This window comes from Microtetraspora malaysiensis, assembly GCF_050947145.1.
GTDB lineage: Bacteria > Actinomycetota > Actinomycetes > Streptosporangiales > Streptosporangiaceae > Microtetraspora_A > Microtetraspora_A malaysiensis.
On sequence record NZ_CP191998.1, the window covers coordinates 1,768,715 to 1,786,280 of the forward strand.

Genomic DNA, 17,566 nt, shown 5'->3' on the forward strand with positions numbered 1-17,566 from the left:
CGATGGCGATCCCCGGAGCCGCCCGCACCCCGCTGCGCCGCGCGTACGACGTGGTCATCGTCGGAGCCGGCGTGCAGGGCCTGGCCCTCGCCTACGAGCTGGCCAAACTGGGCGTTCGCGACGTCGCCGTGCTCGACCGGGGCTATCCCGGCGGGGGCGGCAGCGGGCGCAACGGCGAGATGATCCGCTCGGCCTTCGGCTCTCCGGAATGGTGCGGTCTGTTCGACGAGTCGCTGCGCCGCTGGCGCACGCTCTCCGCCGAACTCGACTTCAACGTGCTTTTCTCCGGAAGCGGCTACCTCGTGCTCGCCTCCACCCCCGAGCAGGTCGAGCGCTGCCGGGCCGACGTCGTACGGCAGGCCGCGCTGGGTGTCCGCTCGGAGTTCGTCACCGCCGAGGAGGCGCGGAAGATCGCCCCCGAGGTCAACCCCGACCTCGCGCTCGGTGGCGTCTACCAGGAGCACGCCGGGTTCGCCCACCACGACGCCGTCGTCTGGGGCTATGCCCGGGCCGCGGCCCGGCTCGGAGTGGAGCTGCACACCGGGGTGACCGTCACCGGCGTCGATGTCGCCGGCGGAGCGGTCAGAGGCGTGCGCACCGACAAGGGCGACGTCTCCGCGCCGATCGTGGTGAACGCGGCGGGCGGGGCCGCCCGGCGGGTCGCCGAGATGGCCGGGGTCGCCCTCCCGACCCGCACCTGCCGTCTGGAGATGATCGTCACCGAGTCCGTGGCGCCGTTCCTGCGGCCCGCGCTCGCCACCCTGGAACTGCTCGGCTACTGCCACCAGACCGCGAGGGGCGAGTTCGTCGGCGGCACCGAGCTGCCGATCCCGGACGTCAGTGACAGCCTCAACGGCACCTATGACCTGCTCCTGGACATGGCGGCCAAGTTCGTCCGGCTGCTGCCCCGCCTGGCCGGGGCCCGGCTGCTGCGGCACTGGGCCGGGCTCGTGGACCAGAGCGAGGACCTCTCCCCGGTGATCGGCCCGGTTCCGGAGGTCGGTGGCTTCCACCTCACCTGTGGATGGGTCTACGGCTTCATGGGCGCCCCCGCCGCCGGAGCGCTGCTCGCGCGGGGCATCCACGACGGCGTCATGCCGGAGCTGATCCGGCCCTTCTCGGTCACCCGGCTGCACGAGGGCCTACTCATCCAGGAAGGCACCCTCGTGGTCGCCGCGGAGGAAGGAGAGGCCGCGTGAACCTGCGGATCATCGACCATCCGGCCGTGCCGTACGAGCGGACCCGCAGGGTCGCCTTCACCTTCGAGGGCCGCACCCTGCACGGGTACGAGGGCGAGCCGGTGGCGACCGCCCTGCACGCCGCCGGGGTCCGGGTGCTGTCGCGCAGCTTCAAGTACCACCGCCCCCGGGGCATCGGCCTGACCTGCGGCGCGCCCTCGTGTCCGAGCTGCCAGCTCACGATCGACGGCCAGTACGGCGTGCCGGGGTGCGCGACGCCGCTGCGCGGCGGCGAGTCGGTGCGGCGCGAGCGGGCCTGGCCCAGCGCCGACCACGACCTGTTCGGCGTGATCGACCGGTTCTCCCCGTTCATCCCGGCGGGCTTCCAGTTCCGGCTGTTCCGCCGCTCGCCCCGCCTGGCCCACCTCGCGGAGCGGGTCATGGGCCTGATCGCGGGCGGCGGGCGCGAGGCCACACCTGACGCGATCGCGCGTGCCGCGCGGCCCGGCCTCGGCGAGCGGCGGTCCGCGCTGACGGTCGTCGGCGCGGGCGTCGCCGGGCTGGCCGGCGCGCTGGCGGCCGCCGACGCCGGGCTGGAGGTCGTCCTGGTCGACCAGGGCGCCGGGCCGGGAGGCGCGTTGCGCGCGGAGACGGCTCCGGTCCGCACGCCGGACGGCGGCGCGGCGCCCGGCTTCGTGCTGGCCGCCGAGCTGGCCGCCCGGGCCGCCGCGCATCCCGCGATCGAGGTACTGACCGGATCGACCGCGCTCGGCTGGTACGAGGGCGGCGTGCTGCCGGTCCACACCCCGTCCGGGGTGCTGACGTTGCGACCGGCGCGGCTGCTGGTCGCGACCGGCGACTACGACCAGCCGCTGCTCTTCCCGGGCAACGACCGGCCCGGCGTCATGCTCGCGGGCGCGGTTCAGCGGCTCGTCAACATCGACCACGTACGTCCCGGCCGCCGCGCGGTCGTGGTGACCCGCGACGCGTACGGCTACGCGGTGGCCGCGCAGCTCCGCGCGGTCGGCGTCGAGGTCGTCGCCCTGGTCGACGCCCGGGGCGAGGCCGAGGCCGGTTCGGACGCCGCGGCGTCCTTCCCGTCGGGAGTCGCGGCCTCGGGGGTGCCGCACCTGACGGGACACACCGTGCGGGAGGCCCTCGGCCGCCGCAGGGTGACCGGCCTGGTGGTCGAGCCCGGACACGGCGGGCGTGCCGTACGGCTGGACTGCGACGTCGTCGTGGTCTCGGCGGAGCGGCGCCCGGCCGAGGAACTGCTCCTCCAGCGGCTCTACCACGGCGACATCACGCTCGACTCGGGAGCTGGTACGGCGCTGCCGGACGGGGTGGCCGTCGCCGGCGGCGCGGCCGGGATCACCGACCCCGCCGAGTCCCTGACCACGGGCGCCGACGCGGGCGCCCGCCTGGCCCGGTGGTCGCCCGAGAACCCGGCCTTGCCGGAAATTTCCCCCCACCCGCTCTCGCCCGGCCAGGCTGGGCGGCCATCTTCCTCAGGAGGAACCAGTGAGTGACACCGGCGCGCACGGGAAGCTCTCCCGCCGTACCTTGTTCGTCCGCGGCGGTCAGGGTCTCGGCCTGTTCGCGGCCTCCGGCCTGCTCAGCGCCTGCGGCGGCGGCTTCTCCTCGTCAGCGGGCGGCGGTGGTGGCAGCACCCTCACCATCGCGAGCTACGGCGGCGACTACCAGAAGTTCCAGGCCAAGGCCCTGTGGGGGCCGTACGCGGCGAAGAACGGCCTCACGATCAAGGAAGACGGCCCCTCGGACAACGCCAAGATCAAGGCGCAGGCCGAGTCGGGCAACCCGTCCTGGGACATCGTGGTCGTCGGCAACGACTTCGGTGGCGACGCCGACGCCAAGTGGCTGGAGCCGATCGACTACTCCGTCATCGACAAGGCGTCCATCATCGAGGGGTACGCCCAGACCTACCGGATCTGCGCCGACGTCGAGGGCACCGTGCTGGCCTACCGCTCGGACAAGACCGGCGGCGCGGCGCCCAAGCCGTGGGACGACTTCTTCGACGTGAAGAAGTACCCGGGCAAGCGCACCGCGTGGAAGTCCGTGGGCGGGGGCATCTTCGAGATGGCCCTGCTGGCCGACGGCGTCGCGCCCGCCGACCTCTACCCGATCGACGTGGACCGGGCGCTGAAGAAGCTCGCCACGATCAAGGACCAGCTCATCTGGTGGGAGACCGGCGCCCAGGCCCAGCAGTACCTGGAGAGCGGCGAGGCGGTCATGGGCATGGTGTGGATCGCCCGCGCCCTCCAGTCGGCGGCCAACGCGCCCATCGCGATCGCGTGGGACTCGTGGCTGTCGCAGGAGGCCTACTGGGTGGTCCCCAAGGGCACCAGGAACAAGGCCGAGGCGATGAAGCTCATCGCGCACATGACCTCCGCCGAGCCCACCGCCGAGCTGACCAAGTACCTGCCGTACGGACCGGTCAACGTCGGCGCCCAGGACAAGATCGACCCCTCGGCCAAGGACAACCTGCCCACGACCCACCTCGACACCCAGATCAAGGTGAACGACGTGTGGTGGGGCGATAACCGGGACGCCGTCAACGACAGGTTCCAGCAGTGGCTGCTCTCCTGACCCCCGTCGCCTCCGGTGGGCGGGCCGGGACCGCGCCCCCGCCCTCCGGCCGGCCGGGGAGGCTGGCCCGGCACTGGCCGTTCCTGCTCATCGTCCCGGCGCTGCTCGTCCTCCTGGCCGTCTTCGCCTACCCGGTGGCGCGGACGTTCGTCGGTGCGTTCTCCACCCCGGAGCCCGGGGTGGAGAACTTCTCCTGGTTCTTCGGCTCCCCGGCCAACGTCGCCGTGCTGACCCGGACGTTCTCGACCGCGCTGTGGGCGACCCTCATCTGCCTGGCCCTGGCCTACCCGTACGCGTACCTGATGACGGTGGCGTCGCCGAGGGCGCGGGCGGCGCTGCTGCTGATCGTCATGCTGCCGTTCTGGACCAGCCTGATGGTGCGTACCTTCGCCTGGCTGGTGCTCCTGCAGGACACTGGCGTGGTCAACGATTTCCTCGGGCTGTTCGGCCTGGGGCCGTTCGGCCTGGTCCGTAGCCGGACCGGGGTGCTCGTCGGCATGGTGCAGATCCTCATGCCGTTCATGGTGCTGCCGCTCTACTCGGTGATGAGCGGCATCGACCGGCGGCTCCTCACCGCCGCGCAGAGCCTCGGGGCCCGGCCGATCGTCGCACTGCTGCGGGTCTTCGTGCCGCTCTCCCTGCCCGGGGTCGCGGCCGGATCGACGATGGTGTTCATCACCTCGCTCGGGTTCTACGTCACGCCCGCGCTGCTCGGCTCGCCGAGCGACGCGCTGATCTCGCAGTTCATGTACACCCAGGTCAGCGGCATGCTCATGTGGGGCAGGGGCGGCGCCATGGCGGTGGTGCTCTTCGCGACCACGCTGCTGCTGATGGGGCTGCTCGGCCTGGCCATGCGCGCCGGCCGCCGGACCCGGGCGGCCGTCCGATGAGCGCCCGTCTCGCCCGCGCCGCGCTGTGGTTGACCGGCGTCCTGGTCGCCGCCTGGCTGGTCGCGCCCACGCTGGTGGTGATCCCCCTCGGCTTCACCGACAAGGTGTCGTTGACCTTCCCGCCGACCGGCTGGTCCACCCGGTGGTACGCCAACTTCTTCAGCGATCCCGCCTGGACGGCCGCGCTGGCCAACTCGCTGCTGGTCGGCGTGCTGGTGGCCGTGGTGGCGACGGTCCTCGGCACCGCCGCCGCGTTCGGGCTCAGCCGCTGGACGAGCAGGCGTGGCGCCGCGGCGGCCCGCGTGCTCCTGCTCGCCCCGATGATCGTTCCGGGGATCATCGTCGCCATCGGCGTCTACGCGGTCTTCCTGAAGTTCCAGCTCGCCGGCTCCCTGGCCGGCTTCGTCGCCGCGCACACCGTGCTCGCCCTGCCGTTCGTGGTCGTCTCCGTGTCGGCGTCCCTGGGGACGTTCGACGTACGCCTGGAGGCCGCGGCGGCGAGCCTGGGCGCGGGTCGCTGGGCGACCTTCCGTCAGGTCACGCTGCCGCTGATCATGCCCGGTGTCGTGTCGGGCGCGCTGTTCGCCTTCGTGACCTCGTTCGACGAGGTCGTGGTCTCGCTGTTCATCCAGAGCCCGGCCCTCGTCACCCTGCCCGTGCAGATGTATTCGAGTGTGACCCGCGAGACCGACCCGACCCTCGCCGCCGCGGCGACCATGATCCTGGCGCTCACCACGGTCCTGGTCACCGGTGGACTCGCCCTGTCCGCAAGGAGGAACCGTGCCCGTTGACCGGCCCGCAGGCGGGACCGCCCAGACAGCCGCGCCGACCCTCAGGGGGGCCCGCATCGACCTGCGCGGGATGACCAAGCGCTTCGGCGCCTCCGTCGCCGTGGACGACGTCACCCTGACGGTCGAGCCGGGGGAGTTCATGACCTTCCTCGGCCCGTCGGGGTCGGGGAAGACCACCACACTGAACATGGTCGCCGGGTTCACCGACATCTCCGCCGGCGCGCTGGACATCGATGAACGTCCCGTGGGCGGCGTCCCCGCGCACAAACGCGACATCGGCGTCGTCTTCCAGCACTACGCGCTCTTCCCGCACATGACCGTCGAGGAGAACATCGCCTTCCCGCTCCGCCAGCGCAGGGTCCCCAAGGCGGAGCGGCGCCGACTGGTCGCCGCCGCACTGGAGACCGTCCAGCTCCCCGGCCACTCCGCCCGCTACCCGGCCGAGCTCTCCGGCGGGCAGCAGCAGCGGGTCGCCCTGGCCCGGGCGATCGTGTTCAGCCCGCGCGTCCTGCTCATGGACGAGCCGCTCGGCGCGCTCGACCGCAAGCTGCGCGAGTTCCTCCAACTGGAGATCAAACGCATCCACCGGGAGGTCGGGTCCACGTTCGTCTTCGTGACCCACGACCAGGAGGAGGCGCTGATCCTTTCCGACCGCATCGCGGTGTTCAACAACGCCAGGATCGAGCAGGTCGGAACCGCCCACGAGCTCTATGAGCGGCCCGCGACGCTCTTCGTGGCGCGCTTCCTCGGCGAGTCCACCATCCTGCGCGGTACGGCGAGCCCGGACGGCGGCGGCTCGACGCTGGCCGGGGACGGCTTCGCCGTTCGCGCGCCCGGCCGGATCGGGGGAGGGCGGACGGACGCCGCGCTGGTCGTGCGGCCGGAGCGGCTGCGGCTCACCCCCGACGCGCCGGCAAGCGCCTCCGGGGACGCGTCCGGAGGCAACGCGGTCCCCGTCACCGTGTCGGAGGAGATCTACCTCGGTGCGGCGCGCAAGCTGGAGGTCATCCTGCCCGGCGGCGCCCGCGGCCTCGTCCGCGAGCAGGCCGGCGCGCTCAGCGGGTTGCGCGCGGGCGACCGGGCCACCCTGCGCTGGCATCCGGAGGACGGCGTCCTGCTGCCCGACGACCCGACCATTGAAAGGATCTTCACGTGACCGTCAACGGCGGCGTGTCGTTCTGGTACCGGGAGGTCGGGATCCCCGCCCGGCGTCCTCCGCTGGAACGTTCCGTCTCGGCCGACGTCTGCGTCGTGGGCGCCGGGTACACCGGCCTGTGGACCGCCTACTACCTGAAGAAGGCCGACCCCGGCCTCGACGTCGTCGTCCTGGAACGTAAGTTCGCGGGGTACGGCGCCTCCGGTCGCAACGGCGGGTGGCTGACCGCGGCCCTGGCCGGGTCGCCCCGCAGGTTCGCCAAGACGCACGGCCGCGAGGGCGTGTACGCCCTCCAGCGGGCCATGAACGCGACGGTGGACGAGGTCATCGCGGTCGCGCGGGCGGAGGGCATCGACGCCGACATCGTCAAGAGCGGGATCCTCCGGGTCGCGCACGCCCCTTCGCACCTGCCGCGGCTCGGCGCGGGCGTGCGCACCGCCCGCTCCTGGGGTGACGACGACCTGGAACTTCTCGACGCCGGGCAAACCACGGCCAGGATCCGGGTGGACGGCGCGCTCGGTGCCTCGTTCAGCCCCAACTGCGCCCGGGTGCAGCCGGCCAAGCTCGTCCAGGGACTGGCCCGGGTCGTCGAGGAACTCGGGGTTCGCATCTACGAGTCCACCCCCGTCACCGAGATCGTGCCGCACGAGGCGCGCACGCCGTACGGCACCGTTCGGGCGAAGTTCGTGCTGCGCGCCACAGAGGGGTTCACCGCCGGGCTGGGCGGCGAGCGCCGGACCTGGCTGCCGATGAACTCCTCGCTCATCGTCACCGAGCCGCTGCCCCAGCGGGTCTGGGACGAGATCGGATGGGAGGGCCGCGAGCTGCTCGGCGACATGTCGCACGCCTACATCTACGCCCAGCGGACCGCCGACGACCGCATCGCGATCGGCGGGCGCGGCGTGCCGTACCGGTTCGGCTCCCGTACCGACGACGACGGGCGCACGCACGCCACCACGGTGCGCGCGCTCCAGGACGCCCTCGTCCGGCTGTTCCCGGCGGTGCGCGACGCGGCCGTCGAGCACGCCTGGTGCGGGGTGCTCGGCGTGCCGCGCGACTGGTGCTCCACCGCGTCGCTCGACCCGCGGACCGGGCTGGGCTGGGCCGGCGGGTATGTGGGACACGGCGTGTCGACCACCAACCTGGCCGGCCGTACCCTGCGCGACCTGGTGCTCGGCGCCGACACCGAGCTGACCCGGCTGCCCTGGGTCGGCCGGAAGGTGCGCAAATGGGAGCCGGAGCCGCTGCGCTGGATCGGCGTGCGCGGCATGTACGCGGCGTACCGGGCCGCCGACCGGGCCGAGATCGTGGAGGGGCGCTCCACCACGTCGCCCATCGCCAAGGTCGCCGACATGGTGGCCCGCCGCCACTGACCTGCTGAACCGTCCGGCGGATTCGCTGACAAGGAGAAGAGCATTGCAGAGCATCGTCGTGCCCGACGCTGTCATGGCCGAGCTGGGGCCGTACGCGCCGAAGCCGACCTCGATCGCCGGAGAACAGCGGGAGGCGTCGCTCACGGCGTGGACCTCCGCCGACGGCAAGACCCGCGCCGGGGTGTGGGAGTGCACCCCCGGCACTTTCACCGCCATACGCGACGGCTACCACGAGGTCTGCCAGATCCTGTCCGGACGGGCCACCATCGTCGGCTCTGACGGCACGATCCAGGAGGTCGGCCCCGGGAGCACGCTGGTCATGCCCGCGGGCTGGCAGGGGGAGTGGCGCGTCCACGAATCCGTGCGCAAGACCTACGTGACCACTCGCCTCTGACACGTCATGAGCGCCATCGAGGGGTGATCCCCGAGGGGACCGGGTCAGCGGAGCAGCTCGTAGGCGCCGGGGCGCATCCGGCGGGTGCGGGTCCAGTACTCGAAGCTGAATCCGGGCCAGACGGCGCGGTTCCTGCCGTGCTCGTCCAGGTACCAGCTCGTGCACCCGCCGTCGGACCAGACCAGCCGGTCCAGCCGCCGCTGGAGGCGGTCGTTGTACGCCCGCTGGACCTCGGGCCGTACGTCGATCGCCTTGGCCCCGGTCCTGGACAGCAGCCGGAGGCAGTCCATGACGTACCGGACCTGGGACTCGATCATGAAGACGACCGAGTTGTGGCCGAGTCCGGTGTTGGGGCCGAGCAGGAAGAACAGGTTCGGGAAGCCGGAGGCGGTGATGCCGAGGTAGGCCTCGACGCCGTTCTGCCAGGCTTCCTGGATCTTCCTGCCGTTCCTTCCGACGATCCGCTGCTCGTTCAGCGCGTCGGCGACCTTGAAGCCGGTGCCGTAGACGATCACATCGACCTCGTGCTCGCGGCCGGTCGCGTCGACGATCGAGTGGTCCCGGATCTCGGTGACGGCGTCCGTGACGAGTTCGACGTTGTCCCTGGTCAGCGTGGGATAGAAGTCGTCGGACAGCAGGATGCGCTTGCAGCCGATCGTGTAGCCGGGGGTCAGCTTGGCGCGGAGCGCGGGGTCGGCCACCTGGCGGGCGAGATGCCGTTCGGCCAGGCGCCGGTGGGCCCGCATCAGCCGGGGGTCGATCGTGAAGCCGAGCGCGCGCGACTCCAGCAGCCAGTAGATCGCGTTCCGGGCCGTACGCGCGGCTCCGGGCAGCCGGAGGATCCGCTTCGCGCGCTCGGAGAACACGATGTTCGGTTTGGGGTGGATCCATGGCGGCGTGCGCTGGAACAGCCGCAGCTCGGCCGCCACCTCGGCGACCCGGGGGATGAACTGGATCGCCGACGCGCCGGTCCCGATCACCGCCACCCGCTTCCCGGCCAGATCGACGGAGTGGTCCCACTGGGCCGAGTGGAAGGCGGGACCGGCGAACTTTCCGGGGATGTCGGGAAACGACGGCACGTGCAGCGCCCCGATCCCGGAGACGACCGCGTTGGCCGTGAACGGCTCACCCGCGCTCGTGGAGACCCGCCACACGTTGCGGTCGTCGTCGTACTCCAGCCCGGTGACCTCGACGCCGAGCCGCAGATGCGGTGTCAGGCCGTACTTCCCGGCGCAGTCGCGCAGGTACGCCCAGATCTCCTCCTGCGGAGAGAACATCCGGGACCAGCCGGGGTTCAGCTCGAACGAGAACGAGTACATCGGCGACGGCACGTCGCAGGCGCATCCCGGATAGGTGTTGTCCCGCCAGGTCCCGCCGAGGTCGGGGGCCTTCTCCAGGATCACGAAGTCGTGGTAGCCCGCTTCCTTGAGCTTGATCGCCATGCACAGCCCCGCGAAGCCCGCCCCGATGATCGCGATCCCCATGCGGCCCCCTCGGCGTGCCGGCAAAGCGCTCCTATTGGAACAATTGTCCAATTTAACGCGAAGGTGGCACCCGGTCCAGGGAGCGTACGGCCGCGGGCATGCGAAAGCCGCCGACGGGCGCGGTCGTCGGCGGCGGGTACGCGGATGTCCGCCGGGCGGAGACGGCCGGCGACGCGGGATCAGGAAAGCAGCAGGTACGCCCCGACGGCGATCGCGGCGACGGCGACGACCCCCACGACGATCCAGATCGGCAGCCGGGAGGGCTGCTCTTTGGCGGCTTCGACTTCCTGCTCCCGGGCGAAGGCGCGGAACGCCTGCGTGTTCTGGGCCGGGTCAATCTGCGGTTCGGACATGAGAGGCACTTTACCGAGATCCTTCGCGTCCAGGGCGTCCTTTTGTCGCTTTTCGCGATCAGCGTGGACGCTGATCGAACGCTGTGGACGCGCCCCTCCAGACCGCCCTCCCGACCGGGTTTTCTGCCCGTGCTTCCTGCCCGCGCTGCTCGGTTGTGCTGCTCGATTGTGCTGCTCGGCGGTGCCTGCCGGACCACGCGTGCCGGACCGCCGTGGGCGCCGGATAGCGTGTTAGCCATGCTCCGCATCCTGTTCTCGCCCCGGCTGGTGGCCCTTCACCTGCTGCTGGTCGGAGTGCTGGTCTCCTTCTTCTTGTTGGGACGCTGGCAGCTCGGTGAATTCGAGGCGTCCGGGAGGCCCCTGGCGGCCTCCGACCCCGCCCCCGTCGCCGTCGCCGAACTCGCCCGGCTGGACGGCCACACAGGGTCGGACGTGGCCGGGCGCCTGGTGACCGCTCAGGGAACCTACGACGCCAAGGGGCAACTCCTGGTCGCCGACCGGGAGCCCGACGTCTCGGCGCCGGGCGGGCGGGTCGCGAGCGGGCGCGGCTTCTGGCTCCTCACACCGTTGCGGCTGGCCGACGGGACGGCCGTCCCGATCGTGCGGGGCTGGATCCCCACGGCGACGGATCCGGCGACCGCCGTGCCCGAGGGGACGGTGACGGTCACCGGACGGCTCCGCCCGGCCGAGCAGACCGACGCCGTACAGCGGAGCGGAACCCTGCCCACGGGCCAGGTCGCCACCGTCTCCACCAGCGAGCTGATCAACCTGTGGCCGGACGGCAGGCTGCGCAGCGGGTTCGTCGTGGCGGCCGACCCGGCCCCGTCCCCCACCGCCAAGTCGGTCGCGGTGCCCCCTCCCACCGTCGGCGGCGGGCTCACCTGGCGCAACCTGGCCTACGCCGCGCAGTGGTGGATCTTCGCGATCTTCGCCGTGTTCATGTGGTACCACTTCGTCCGCGACGCCGTACGCGAGGCGCGGGCGGGGGAGCGGTCGCCCGACGGGTCCGGGGCGGCCGGACCGGCGAACGGACCGGCGCCGGTCGCGGATATCGTGTGAGGACAGTTTTCCCAGCAGAGGTAATGATCGTCGTGCAATCAGCGCTCAAGCCGTACCGCGTCATGGCCTACATCGTCGGTGTGATGCTCCTCCTGCTCTGCGCCGCCATGGTGGCGAAGTACATGTTCGACAGTGGCACCTTCGTCGCGATCATCGGGCCGGTCCACGGCTTCCTGTACATGGTCTACCTGCTGACCGCGCTCAACCTGGGGCTCAAGGCGCGCTGGCCGGTCGGATACCTGCTGCTGGTGCTGATCTCAGGCACCATCCCGTTCCTGTCGTTCGTCGTGGAGAAGAAGGCCACCGTGCGGGTGAACCGCGAGATCGAGGCGGCGGCGGCCGCCGCCTGACCTCGTCCGAAACGGCGACGGCGCCCGTGACCTTCGATGGGTCACGGGCGCCGCTGTGTTCTCACCAGGTGCGGCCGCCGGCTCGGCGGGCGTGGGTCAACGCCCGATCTGGCGGCGTCTGATCCGGCGCAGCCGAGCCCGCTGGGACTCGTCGAGCATGAAGTAGGCGACGACCGGCCCGCCAAGAACGCCGATCACGACGAGCCAGGCGATCAGGCTCGGCAGCAACCAGAGCGAGAGCACGGAAACCGCCGCCGCGCCGATGTAGTACTTCCCGAGTGGAGACATTGTCCGGGCCTTTCCGTCCAGAGCGTCGCCAGTGACAACGTCCGCGGACACGGCCGAGTTCCTGGCGGCCTACTTGGTGCCCTCGCCTGTGGACTTCTTGCTCATCGCCTTGCGGATCACGTCCCGCGCCCTGTCCATGATCGCTACCGGCGGCCCGAGCAGCAGGTTCGCCGCGGCGGACTCGACCCCGGCGTGCGGGTGGGTGGGCGCGAGCGCCTCCGCCGCCTTGACCCCGACGGCCAGCGCCCGGCGCTCGGCCTGGCTCGTCGTGGCCCTCAGCTCGGCGAACTCGTAGCGTTCCTCGGCGGCCGCGTGCGCGAACACCGCGGCCCGCAGGATCTGCAACTGCCGGGAGAACTCGGAAGTAGAGGTGTCCATGCCGTCCATGCGGGACAGCATCTCCTTGGCCTCGCGCTCCTCCTTCAGTCGGCTGTTGATGATCGATTCGCCGTCGACCAGCTTGCGCCGGGCGAACGGGTGCACGATCTCCTCCTCCGCCGTCTCGTGTACGGCCAGCAGGCGAAGCAGTCGCGCGAAGGACTCCGTGCGGGCGTCTCCCTGGCTCCTGTCGACCTCGTCGAACAGGTCCCTGATGAGGCTGTGCTGCCGCAGTAGCAGGTCGATGACGTCGTGTTCACGCATCGTTTCCGGCGTCGTCTGGCGGTCCATGTGCTCCTCCTTCCGGGTCCTGTCTGGGCCTACCCTTCCCTACCAGCCGAAACCTCTCAGGAGGGGTCGTCGCGGCGCAGCCAGCGCTCGTGCGCGGTGTACAGGCGCTGCCAGAGTTTGTCCCGCTCGGCGGCGGACACGTCGTCGAGCGTCATTCCGAAGACGTCGGCCAGCGCCGCGAAATAGTCCTCCGGCCGGTCGAGCGTCGTGGGGGAGCCGGTCTCCGAGCCGATCCGCTTGAGGACGAGTCCGGTCAGGGAGTCGACCCCGGTGGCGTCGCGCCGGGCGATCGCGGCCGCCCGGACGAACCCCGACTCCGGAGACGTCGACAGATGCTCGTGCGACGCGGTGAAGGCGTCCATCCCGGTCGGCTCGGCCCGGAAGTCCATGCCGGTGAAGCTGCACCGATGGTCGTGCTCGAACCGCCAGCCGCCCGGGTCGCTCTCCGACGGGCGCAGGCCGTACTGGAAGGGGCCCTGCCCGTAGGCGCCCTCCACGAGGGGGATCGGCTCGTGGATCCCGTCGCCGAGTCCGGCGTCCACGAACCACCGGCCCTCCGGGTTGTCCTCCGACGGCAGGCCGGAGACCACGAGGACGAGATGGTTGCCGTTGGCGCCCGGCGCCTTGTCGGGCGTGTCCTGCACCCCGCCGTAGTGCCGGGTGACCTGGTACCCCAGCCGTTCGAGCAGCAGGGAGAGGGCGCCGTTGAGGTGGAAGCAGTACCCGCCCCTCCCCGAGATGATCCGCAGGGCCGACTCCATCGGATCCACCGTCGTCGGGCGGCCCAGCCAGATCTCCAGGTTCTCGTACGGCACGCGCTCGACGTGAGCTCGCTGCAGCCGGAAGAGGCCCTCCACGCTGGGCGGCGCGTCGTTCAGCCCCAGCCGCCGGAGATATCGCTCAATCACCGGCTCACGGTACATGGGGCGCCGCGGGCCGTTCCGCCGATCGCGGCGGCCACCGAACGGGATCACACCAGAGGAGATCAGAAGTACCACGCGGGGTGGCTGGAGTACGCCGCGGAAAGCGAGACGCGGTCATCGGTCCGGCGCCGGGGAACCCCGGCCCATCTCATCTGTGCACCGGATCTGCACATTCGACTCTGATCTCTCTGCACACGGCGGTCCTAGGCTGCCGCCATGGGTCCCTCACAGCATCGGCGCGTCCTCGTGGTGGAGGACGACGAGACGATCGCGACAGCCGTACGGAACCGGCTCACCGCCGAGGGTTTCGACGTGCGCGTCGTACACGACGGTGAGGCCGCGCTGGCGGCGTACGGCCGGGCGGAGCCCGATGTGGTGGTGCTGGACCGCCTGCTGCCCGGTCTGGACGGTCTGGAGGTGTGCCGTCGCATCCAGGCGGCCCGGCCGGTCCCCGTCCTCATGCTGACCGCGCTGGGCGAGGAGACCGACGTCCTGGTGGGACTCGGCGTGGGCGCGGACGACTACCTCACCAAGCCGTTCAGCATGCGCGAGCTCGTCGCGCGGATCCACGCGCTGCTCCGCCGGGTGGAGCGGGCGGCCGTTCTCGCCCACGAGGACGCGGTCATCCGGGTCGGCGAGGTGGAGATCAACACGGCCGAGCGGCGGGTGTTCGTGCGCGGGGCCGAGGCACAGCTCACCCGGACCGAGTTCGACCTGCTCAGAAGGCTCGCCGAGCGTCCCGGCCAGGTCTTCGAGCGGGAGCGGCTCCTGTCGGACATCTGGGGGTTCTCCGAGGCCGCGGCCACCCGGACCGTGGACAGCCACGTCCGCGCCCTGCGCCGCAAGCTCGGCCCCCAGGTCGTCCGTACGGTCCACGGTGTCGGATACGCGCTGGTCCGGCCATGAGGCCACTCGACTTCCTCGGCCGGATCAAGGTCAAGCTCGGCATCGTGATCGTGCTCGCGGTGGTCGCCGCGTTCGTGGTCAACGAGGTCGGCATCAACTCCGGACTGTCGCGGAACGTCCGGATCGCCATCGCGGTCGTCCTCGCGTTGATCATGGTCCAGCTCCTCGCCCGGGGGATGACCAAGCCGCTCCGTGAGATGGCCGCGGCCGCCCAGACGATCGCCAAAGGCCGGTACGGCATGCGCGTCTCGGCCACGTCCAGGGACGAGGTCGGCGAGCTGGCCCGGGCCTTCAACGCGATGGCCGCCGATCTGGGCGAGGTCGACCGGCAGCGGCGCGAGCTCGTCGCCAACGTCAGCCACGAGCTGCGCACCCCCATCACCGGGCTGCAGGCCGTGCTGGAGAACGTCGTTGACGGCGTCTCGGCCCCCGACGTCGACACCCTGGGCACCGCGCTCGCCCAGACGCAGCGGCTCGGCCGCCTGGTCGCCCAGCTTCTCGACCTGTCGCGCCTCGACTCCGGCGCCCGGCTGATCGAACCGGAGGCGCTCGACCTGGTGTCGCTGTGCCGTCAGGCGGTCGGCGAGGCGGCGCTCGCCCGCGACGACGTCACGGTGGAGAGCGATGTCCCGTCCGGCACCCGGCTGGTCGCCGACCCCGGCCTTCTCGCCCAGGTGCTCGCCAACCTGCTCGACAACGCCGTACGGCACAGCCCGCCCGGCGGGACGGTCCGGCTGTCCGCGCACACGTCCGGCGCGGACGTCGAGATCGCGGTCGTGGACGAGGGGCCCGGGATCCCCGCCTCGGAACGCGCCCGGGTCTTCGAACGGTTCTCGCGTCTGGACGCGGGCCGGGCCGCCGACGCGGGAGGCGCCGGGCTCGGCCTCGCGATAGCCAAGGAGATCGTCGAACTGCACGGCGGCCGGATCCGGATCGGGGACGACCCCGGATGCCGCATGATCGTCGGACTTCACGGTCTGGCTTCTCCGATGGAGTTCTCGCTGCAGGCGGCGTTGGAGACGTCGTCGATGTCGAAGGCCAACGAGGCATCCGAGGATTTGGACGCCTTTGCGGCGTTGCAGGCCTCCCAGGCCGTGCAGGTCTCGCGGACGTTGCAGGCGTCGCGGGCTTCGGTCCCGGGCGCTTCGACGTCTGGGAAGGCCACCGCTTCGGAAGGGTGGGTGGCGCCTGGAATCGGCAGAGCGGCTTCCTCCATCCCGGAGGCGGCGGAGGTGCCGGTGTCCAGGGCGCCCATCACCGAGTCGCCCGTGCTCGGGACGGCCGGGGCTGAGCCACCGGGAGCTGAGCCGCCGAGAACGGACATGACGGGATCGGACGTCGCTGGATCCGAGGCGGCCTGGGCTGAGGTTCCGGGGGCTCGGGTGCCAGGATTCGACGCGGCCGACGCCGGGCCGATTGGGCCTGAGGCGGCAGGCACCCGGGACCACACGGCGGACCCGGAGACCATCCTGGGCACGACATCGTCCGACGCGACCACGCCCGAGGATGTGGGCTCGGAGGAGGTGCCTGATCCCGCGGGCTCGGCGCCTCCCCAGCCGCCCGCGTACGTGCCGCCGTCGCTGTTCCCCAGGCCCGAGCTGCCGGAGGCGCCGCGATGGATACTCCCCGCGGCGGCGGCGGGCGGCCTGATCGCAGCCGTGGTCATGCCGTACGCGCCGCTGGGGGTGGGGGTCGTGGCGGGGGCGGTGAGCCTCGGGGCGGCCACGCTGCTCGCGCTGCTCCCCGTGGTGCGGCGGCGGTTGACCCCATGGACGGTGGGGTTCGGCCTGCTCGCCTACGCGCTGGTGTCCGTGGCGATGTTCCGGGACGCCGACTGGCTGGTGACGCCGTCGCTGCTCGCGGGCTTCGGCGCCGCCTCGCTCGCGGTGTCCGGCGCCGGGACGGGCTGGCTGGGGGTGATCCGGGGCGGGCTGTCGGTGCTCCTCACGCTGCCGCCGCTGCCGTGGTTCCTCTCCGCGCCGATGAAACGGCTGTTCAAGGGCCGATGGCTGCTCTCCGGGTTGGCGAGCGCCGGCCTCACGGTCGTGCTCCTCGGGGTGTTCGGGCTGCTGTTCAGCTCGGCCGACGCGGTGTTCTCCACCTTCGCGCGGGAACTGCTGCGGGCTCCCGACTGGGCGGCGGACCTGCCGTACCGGACCGCCCTGTTCGTGGTGTTCGGGCTGCTCGTGGCGGCGGCGGTCCTGGTCGGCCTGCGGCCCGTCGTCGAGCCGGAACCCCCGAACCTGCGGGCCCCGGTCAGCCGCATGGTCTGGGTGGTGCCGCTGGTCGGGCTCAACCTGCTGTTCGCGTCGTTCGTCGCGGTGCAGATCACCGTCCTGTTCGGCGGGAGCCGGCGGGTCCTCTCCACGGCCGGTCTCACCTACGCCGAGTACGCGCGGTCGGGGTTCTTCGAGCTGGTGACGGTGAGCGTCTTCGTCCTGGGCGTCGTCGCCGCCGCGGTCGTCTTCCTTCACCTCAGGAGCGCCGCCGACCGGTGGCTGCTCGCCGGGCTGCTCGGGCCGCTGTGCGTGTTCACGCTGGTCGTCCTGGCGTCGGCGCTGCACCGCCTGGACCTTTACATCAGCGCGTACGGCGTGACCCGGCTGCGGGCCATCGTCGAGGCGACGCTGTGGTGGCTGGCCGCGGTGTTCGTGCTCGTCCTGGCGGCGGGCGCGGTACGGCTCGCGCAGTACGGGTCGGCGTGGTTCTCCCGCACGTTCGTGCTCGTCACCGGCTTGTCACTGCTGGCCTTCGCCGGGTGGAACCCCGAGGCGCGGGTGGCCGAGACCCAGCTCTCCGTACGCGGGGTGCACCGGCTGGACCACGACTATCTGGCCGGTCTCGGTGCGGAGGCCGTACCCGCGCTGGACCGGCTGCCCGAGCCGGTCAGGAGCTGCGTGCTGCGGGACGTGGTCGCGGCGAACCGCCTCGACCGGCCCGACCCGTGGAACGGCTGGAACCTTGCCAGAGAACGGGCGCGCGACGTGCTGCGCCGGCACCCGGTCCGCGCGGACGCCGAGTGCCCGGACCCTGCCGGCGGGGCCCGGACGCCCCGCCTCCTGACACCCCGCCTCCGGCCGGCTGCCGACGGGGTTCGGGCGCGGACAAGGGAACAGCTAAGGGCCGATTCGCCGGGAAAGTGATT

At 71.8% G+C, this 17,566-nt stretch carries 17 protein-coding genes; 12 read left to right on the forward strand and 5 right to left on the reverse strand.

Going from position 1 to position 17,566, the window contains the following annotated elements; all coding sequences use genetic code 11:
- Positions 1-2: 2 nt before the first annotated feature.
- Genes ACQP1V_RS08660 through ACQP1V_RS08695 form a run of 8 tightly spaced genes read left to right on the forward strand, consistent with a single transcriptional unit; the run spans position 3 to position 8,389 of the window.
- Entirely contained in the window at positions 3-1,199 is a 1,197-nt protein-coding gene (locus ACQP1V_RS08660; RefSeq protein ID WP_433420656.1) for an FAD-dependent oxidoreductase, read from the forward strand.
- Positions 1,196-2,707 carry a 2Fe-2S iron-sulfur cluster-binding protein gene (locus ACQP1V_RS08665; RefSeq protein WP_433420659.1) on the forward strand — a complete coding sequence of 504 codons (1,512 nt, stop codon included), beginning with the start codon at positions 1,196-1,198 and terminating at the stop codon, positions 2,705-2,707. Before ACQP1V_RS08660 ends, ACQP1V_RS08665 begins: the two co-directional genes overlap by 4 nt.
- Positions 2,700-3,785 carry an ABC transporter substrate-binding protein gene (locus ACQP1V_RS08670; RefSeq protein WP_433420662.1) on the forward strand — a complete coding sequence of 362 codons (1,086 nt, stop codon included), beginning with the start codon at positions 2,700-2,702 and terminating at the stop codon, positions 3,783-3,785. The genes ACQP1V_RS08665 and ACQP1V_RS08670 overlap by 8 nt, the downstream gene beginning before the upstream one ends.
- Positions 3,770-4,675, forward strand: coding sequence for an ABC transporter permease (locus ACQP1V_RS08675; RefSeq protein ID WP_433420665.1), 906 nt, complete (start codon positions 3,770-3,772; stop codon positions 4,673-4,675). Before ACQP1V_RS08670 ends, ACQP1V_RS08675 begins: the two co-directional genes overlap by 16 nt.
- On the forward strand, positions 4,672-5,466 hold the full coding sequence (locus ACQP1V_RS08680) for an ABC transporter permease (protein ID WP_387408580.1): 795 nt from the start codon (positions 4,672-4,674) through the stop codon (positions 5,464-5,466). Before ACQP1V_RS08675 ends, ACQP1V_RS08680 begins: the two co-directional genes overlap by 4 nt.
- Positions 5,456-6,622 (forward strand): ABC transporter ATP-binding protein, encoded by a 1,167-nt coding sequence (locus tag ACQP1V_RS08685; protein WP_433420668.1) that lies wholly within the window; start codon positions 5,456-5,458, stop codon positions 6,620-6,622. The genes ACQP1V_RS08680 and ACQP1V_RS08685 overlap by 11 nt, the downstream gene beginning before the upstream one ends.
- Positions 6,619-7,995, forward strand: coding sequence for an NAD(P)/FAD-dependent oxidoreductase (locus ACQP1V_RS08690; RefSeq protein WP_433420671.1), 1,377 nt, complete (start codon positions 6,619-6,621; stop codon positions 7,993-7,995). The genes ACQP1V_RS08685 and ACQP1V_RS08690 overlap by 4 nt, the downstream gene beginning before the upstream one ends.
- A 43-nt stretch (positions 7,996-8,038) precedes the next feature.
- Entirely contained in the window at positions 8,039-8,389 is a 351-nt protein-coding gene (locus tag ACQP1V_RS08695) for a cupin domain-containing protein (RefSeq protein WP_433420674.1), read from the forward strand.
- Positions 8,390-8,433: 44 nt separating this feature from the next.
- Here the strand turns inward: ACQP1V_RS08695 and ACQP1V_RS08700 are convergent, their stop codons facing one another.
- Complete coding sequence (locus ACQP1V_RS08700; RefSeq protein WP_433420677.1) at positions 8,434-9,873, reverse strand: flavin-containing monooxygenase; 1,440 nt, start codon at positions 9,871-9,873, stop codon at positions 8,434-8,436.
- Between the two features lie 179 nt (positions 9,874-10,052).
- Complete coding sequence (locus ACQP1V_RS08705) at positions 10,053-10,226, reverse strand: hypothetical protein (RefSeq protein ID WP_169806527.1); 174 nt, start codon at positions 10,224-10,226, stop codon at positions 10,053-10,055.
- Between the two features lie 237 nt (positions 10,227-10,463).
- Here ACQP1V_RS08705 and ACQP1V_RS08710 point away from each other — a divergent pair, with 237 nt between their 5' ends.
- Both ACQP1V_RS08710 and ACQP1V_RS08715 read left to right on the forward strand, forming a co-directional pair.
- Positions 10,464-11,285, forward strand: coding sequence for an SURF1 family protein (locus ACQP1V_RS08710; protein ID WP_433420679.1), 822 nt, complete (start codon positions 10,464-10,466; stop codon positions 11,283-11,285).
- Between the two features lie 23 nt (positions 11,286-11,308).
- The gene (locus tag ACQP1V_RS08715; RefSeq protein WP_433420682.1) at positions 11,309-11,635 is read left to right on the forward strand and encodes a DUF3817 domain-containing protein; all 327 of its coding nucleotides are present in this window, start codon (positions 11,309-11,311) and stop codon (positions 11,633-11,635) included.
- A gap of 96 nt (positions 11,636-11,731) precedes the next feature.
- Here the strand turns inward: ACQP1V_RS08715 and ACQP1V_RS08720 are convergent, their stop codons facing one another.
- The 3 genes from ACQP1V_RS08720 to ACQP1V_RS08730 form a co-directional block, all read right to left on the reverse strand.
- Positions 11,732-11,923: a hypothetical protein gene (locus tag ACQP1V_RS08720; protein WP_067130278.1), complete on the reverse strand. Its 192-nt coding sequence runs from the start codon at positions 11,921-11,923 to the stop codon at positions 11,732-11,734.
- Positions 11,924-11,992: 69 nt separating this feature from the next.
- Positions 11,993-12,592, reverse strand: a complete 600-nt coding sequence (locus tag ACQP1V_RS08725) for a hemerythrin domain-containing protein (protein ID WP_433420685.1) — start codon at positions 12,590-12,592, stop codon at positions 11,993-11,995.
- A gap of 56 nt (positions 12,593-12,648) precedes the next feature.
- Complete coding sequence (locus ACQP1V_RS08730; RefSeq protein ID WP_433420688.1) at positions 12,649-13,500, reverse strand: arylamine N-acetyltransferase family protein; 852 nt, start codon at positions 13,498-13,500, stop codon at positions 12,649-12,651.
- Positions 13,501-13,731: 231 nt separating this feature from the next.
- On the opposite strand from ACQP1V_RS08730, the gene ACQP1V_RS08735 reads away from it, so the two are divergent.
- Together ACQP1V_RS08735 and ACQP1V_RS08740 are read left to right on the forward strand one after the other, a co-directional pair.
- The gene (locus tag ACQP1V_RS08735; RefSeq protein ID WP_387408590.1) at positions 13,732-14,421 is read left to right on the forward strand and encodes a response regulator transcription factor; all 690 of its coding nucleotides are present in this window, start codon (positions 13,732-13,734) and stop codon (positions 14,419-14,421) included.
- Positions 14,418-17,564 carry a DUF4153 domain-containing protein gene (locus ACQP1V_RS08740; RefSeq protein ID WP_433420691.1) on the forward strand — a complete coding sequence of 1,049 codons (3,147 nt, stop codon included), beginning with the start codon at positions 14,418-14,420 and terminating at the stop codon, positions 17,562-17,564. Before ACQP1V_RS08735 ends, ACQP1V_RS08740 begins: the two co-directional genes overlap by 4 nt.
- Positions 17,565-17,566: the final 2 nt, after the last annotated feature.

Excerpts from the sequence above, each read along its gene's own strand:
- ACQP1V_RS08660 (WP_433420656.1), top strand. The coding sequence starts at position 3 with ATGGCGATCCCCGGAGCCGCCCGCACCCCGCTGCGCCGCGCGTACGAC.
- ACQP1V_RS08680 (WP_387408580.1), top strand. The coding sequence starts at position 4,672 with ATGAGCGCCCGTCTCGCCCGCGCCGCGCTGTGGTTGACCGGCGTCCTG.
- ACQP1V_RS08700 (WP_433420677.1), bottom strand. The coding sequence starts at position 9,873 with ATGGGGATCGCGATCATCGGGGCGGGCTTCGCGGGGCTGTGCATGGCG.
- ACQP1V_RS08705 (WP_169806527.1), bottom strand. The coding sequence starts at position 10,226 with ATGTCCGAACCGCAGATTGACCCGGCCCAGAACACGCAGGCGTTCCGC.
- ACQP1V_RS08710 (WP_433420679.1), top strand. The coding sequence starts at position 10,464 with ATGCTCCGCATCCTGTTCTCGCCCCGGCTGGTGGCCCTTCACCTGCTG.
- ACQP1V_RS08715 (WP_433420682.1), top strand. The coding sequence starts at position 11,309 with ATGATCGTCGTGCAATCAGCGCTCAAGCCGTACCGCGTCATGGCCTAC.
- ACQP1V_RS08720 (WP_067130278.1), bottom strand. The coding sequence starts at position 11,923 with ATGTCTCCACTCGGGAAGTACTACATCGGCGCGGCGGCGGTTTCCGTG.
- ACQP1V_RS08725 (WP_433420685.1), bottom strand. The coding sequence starts at position 12,592 with ATGGACCGCCAGACGACGCCGGAAACGATGCGTGAACACGACGTCATC.
- ACQP1V_RS08735 (WP_387408590.1), top strand. The coding sequence starts at position 13,732 with ATGGGTCCCTCACAGCATCGGCGCGTCCTCGTGGTGGAGGACGACGAG.
- ACQP1V_RS08740 (WP_433420691.1), top strand. The coding sequence starts at position 14,418 with ATGAGGCCACTCGACTTCCTCGGCCGGATCAAGGTCAAGCTCGGCATC.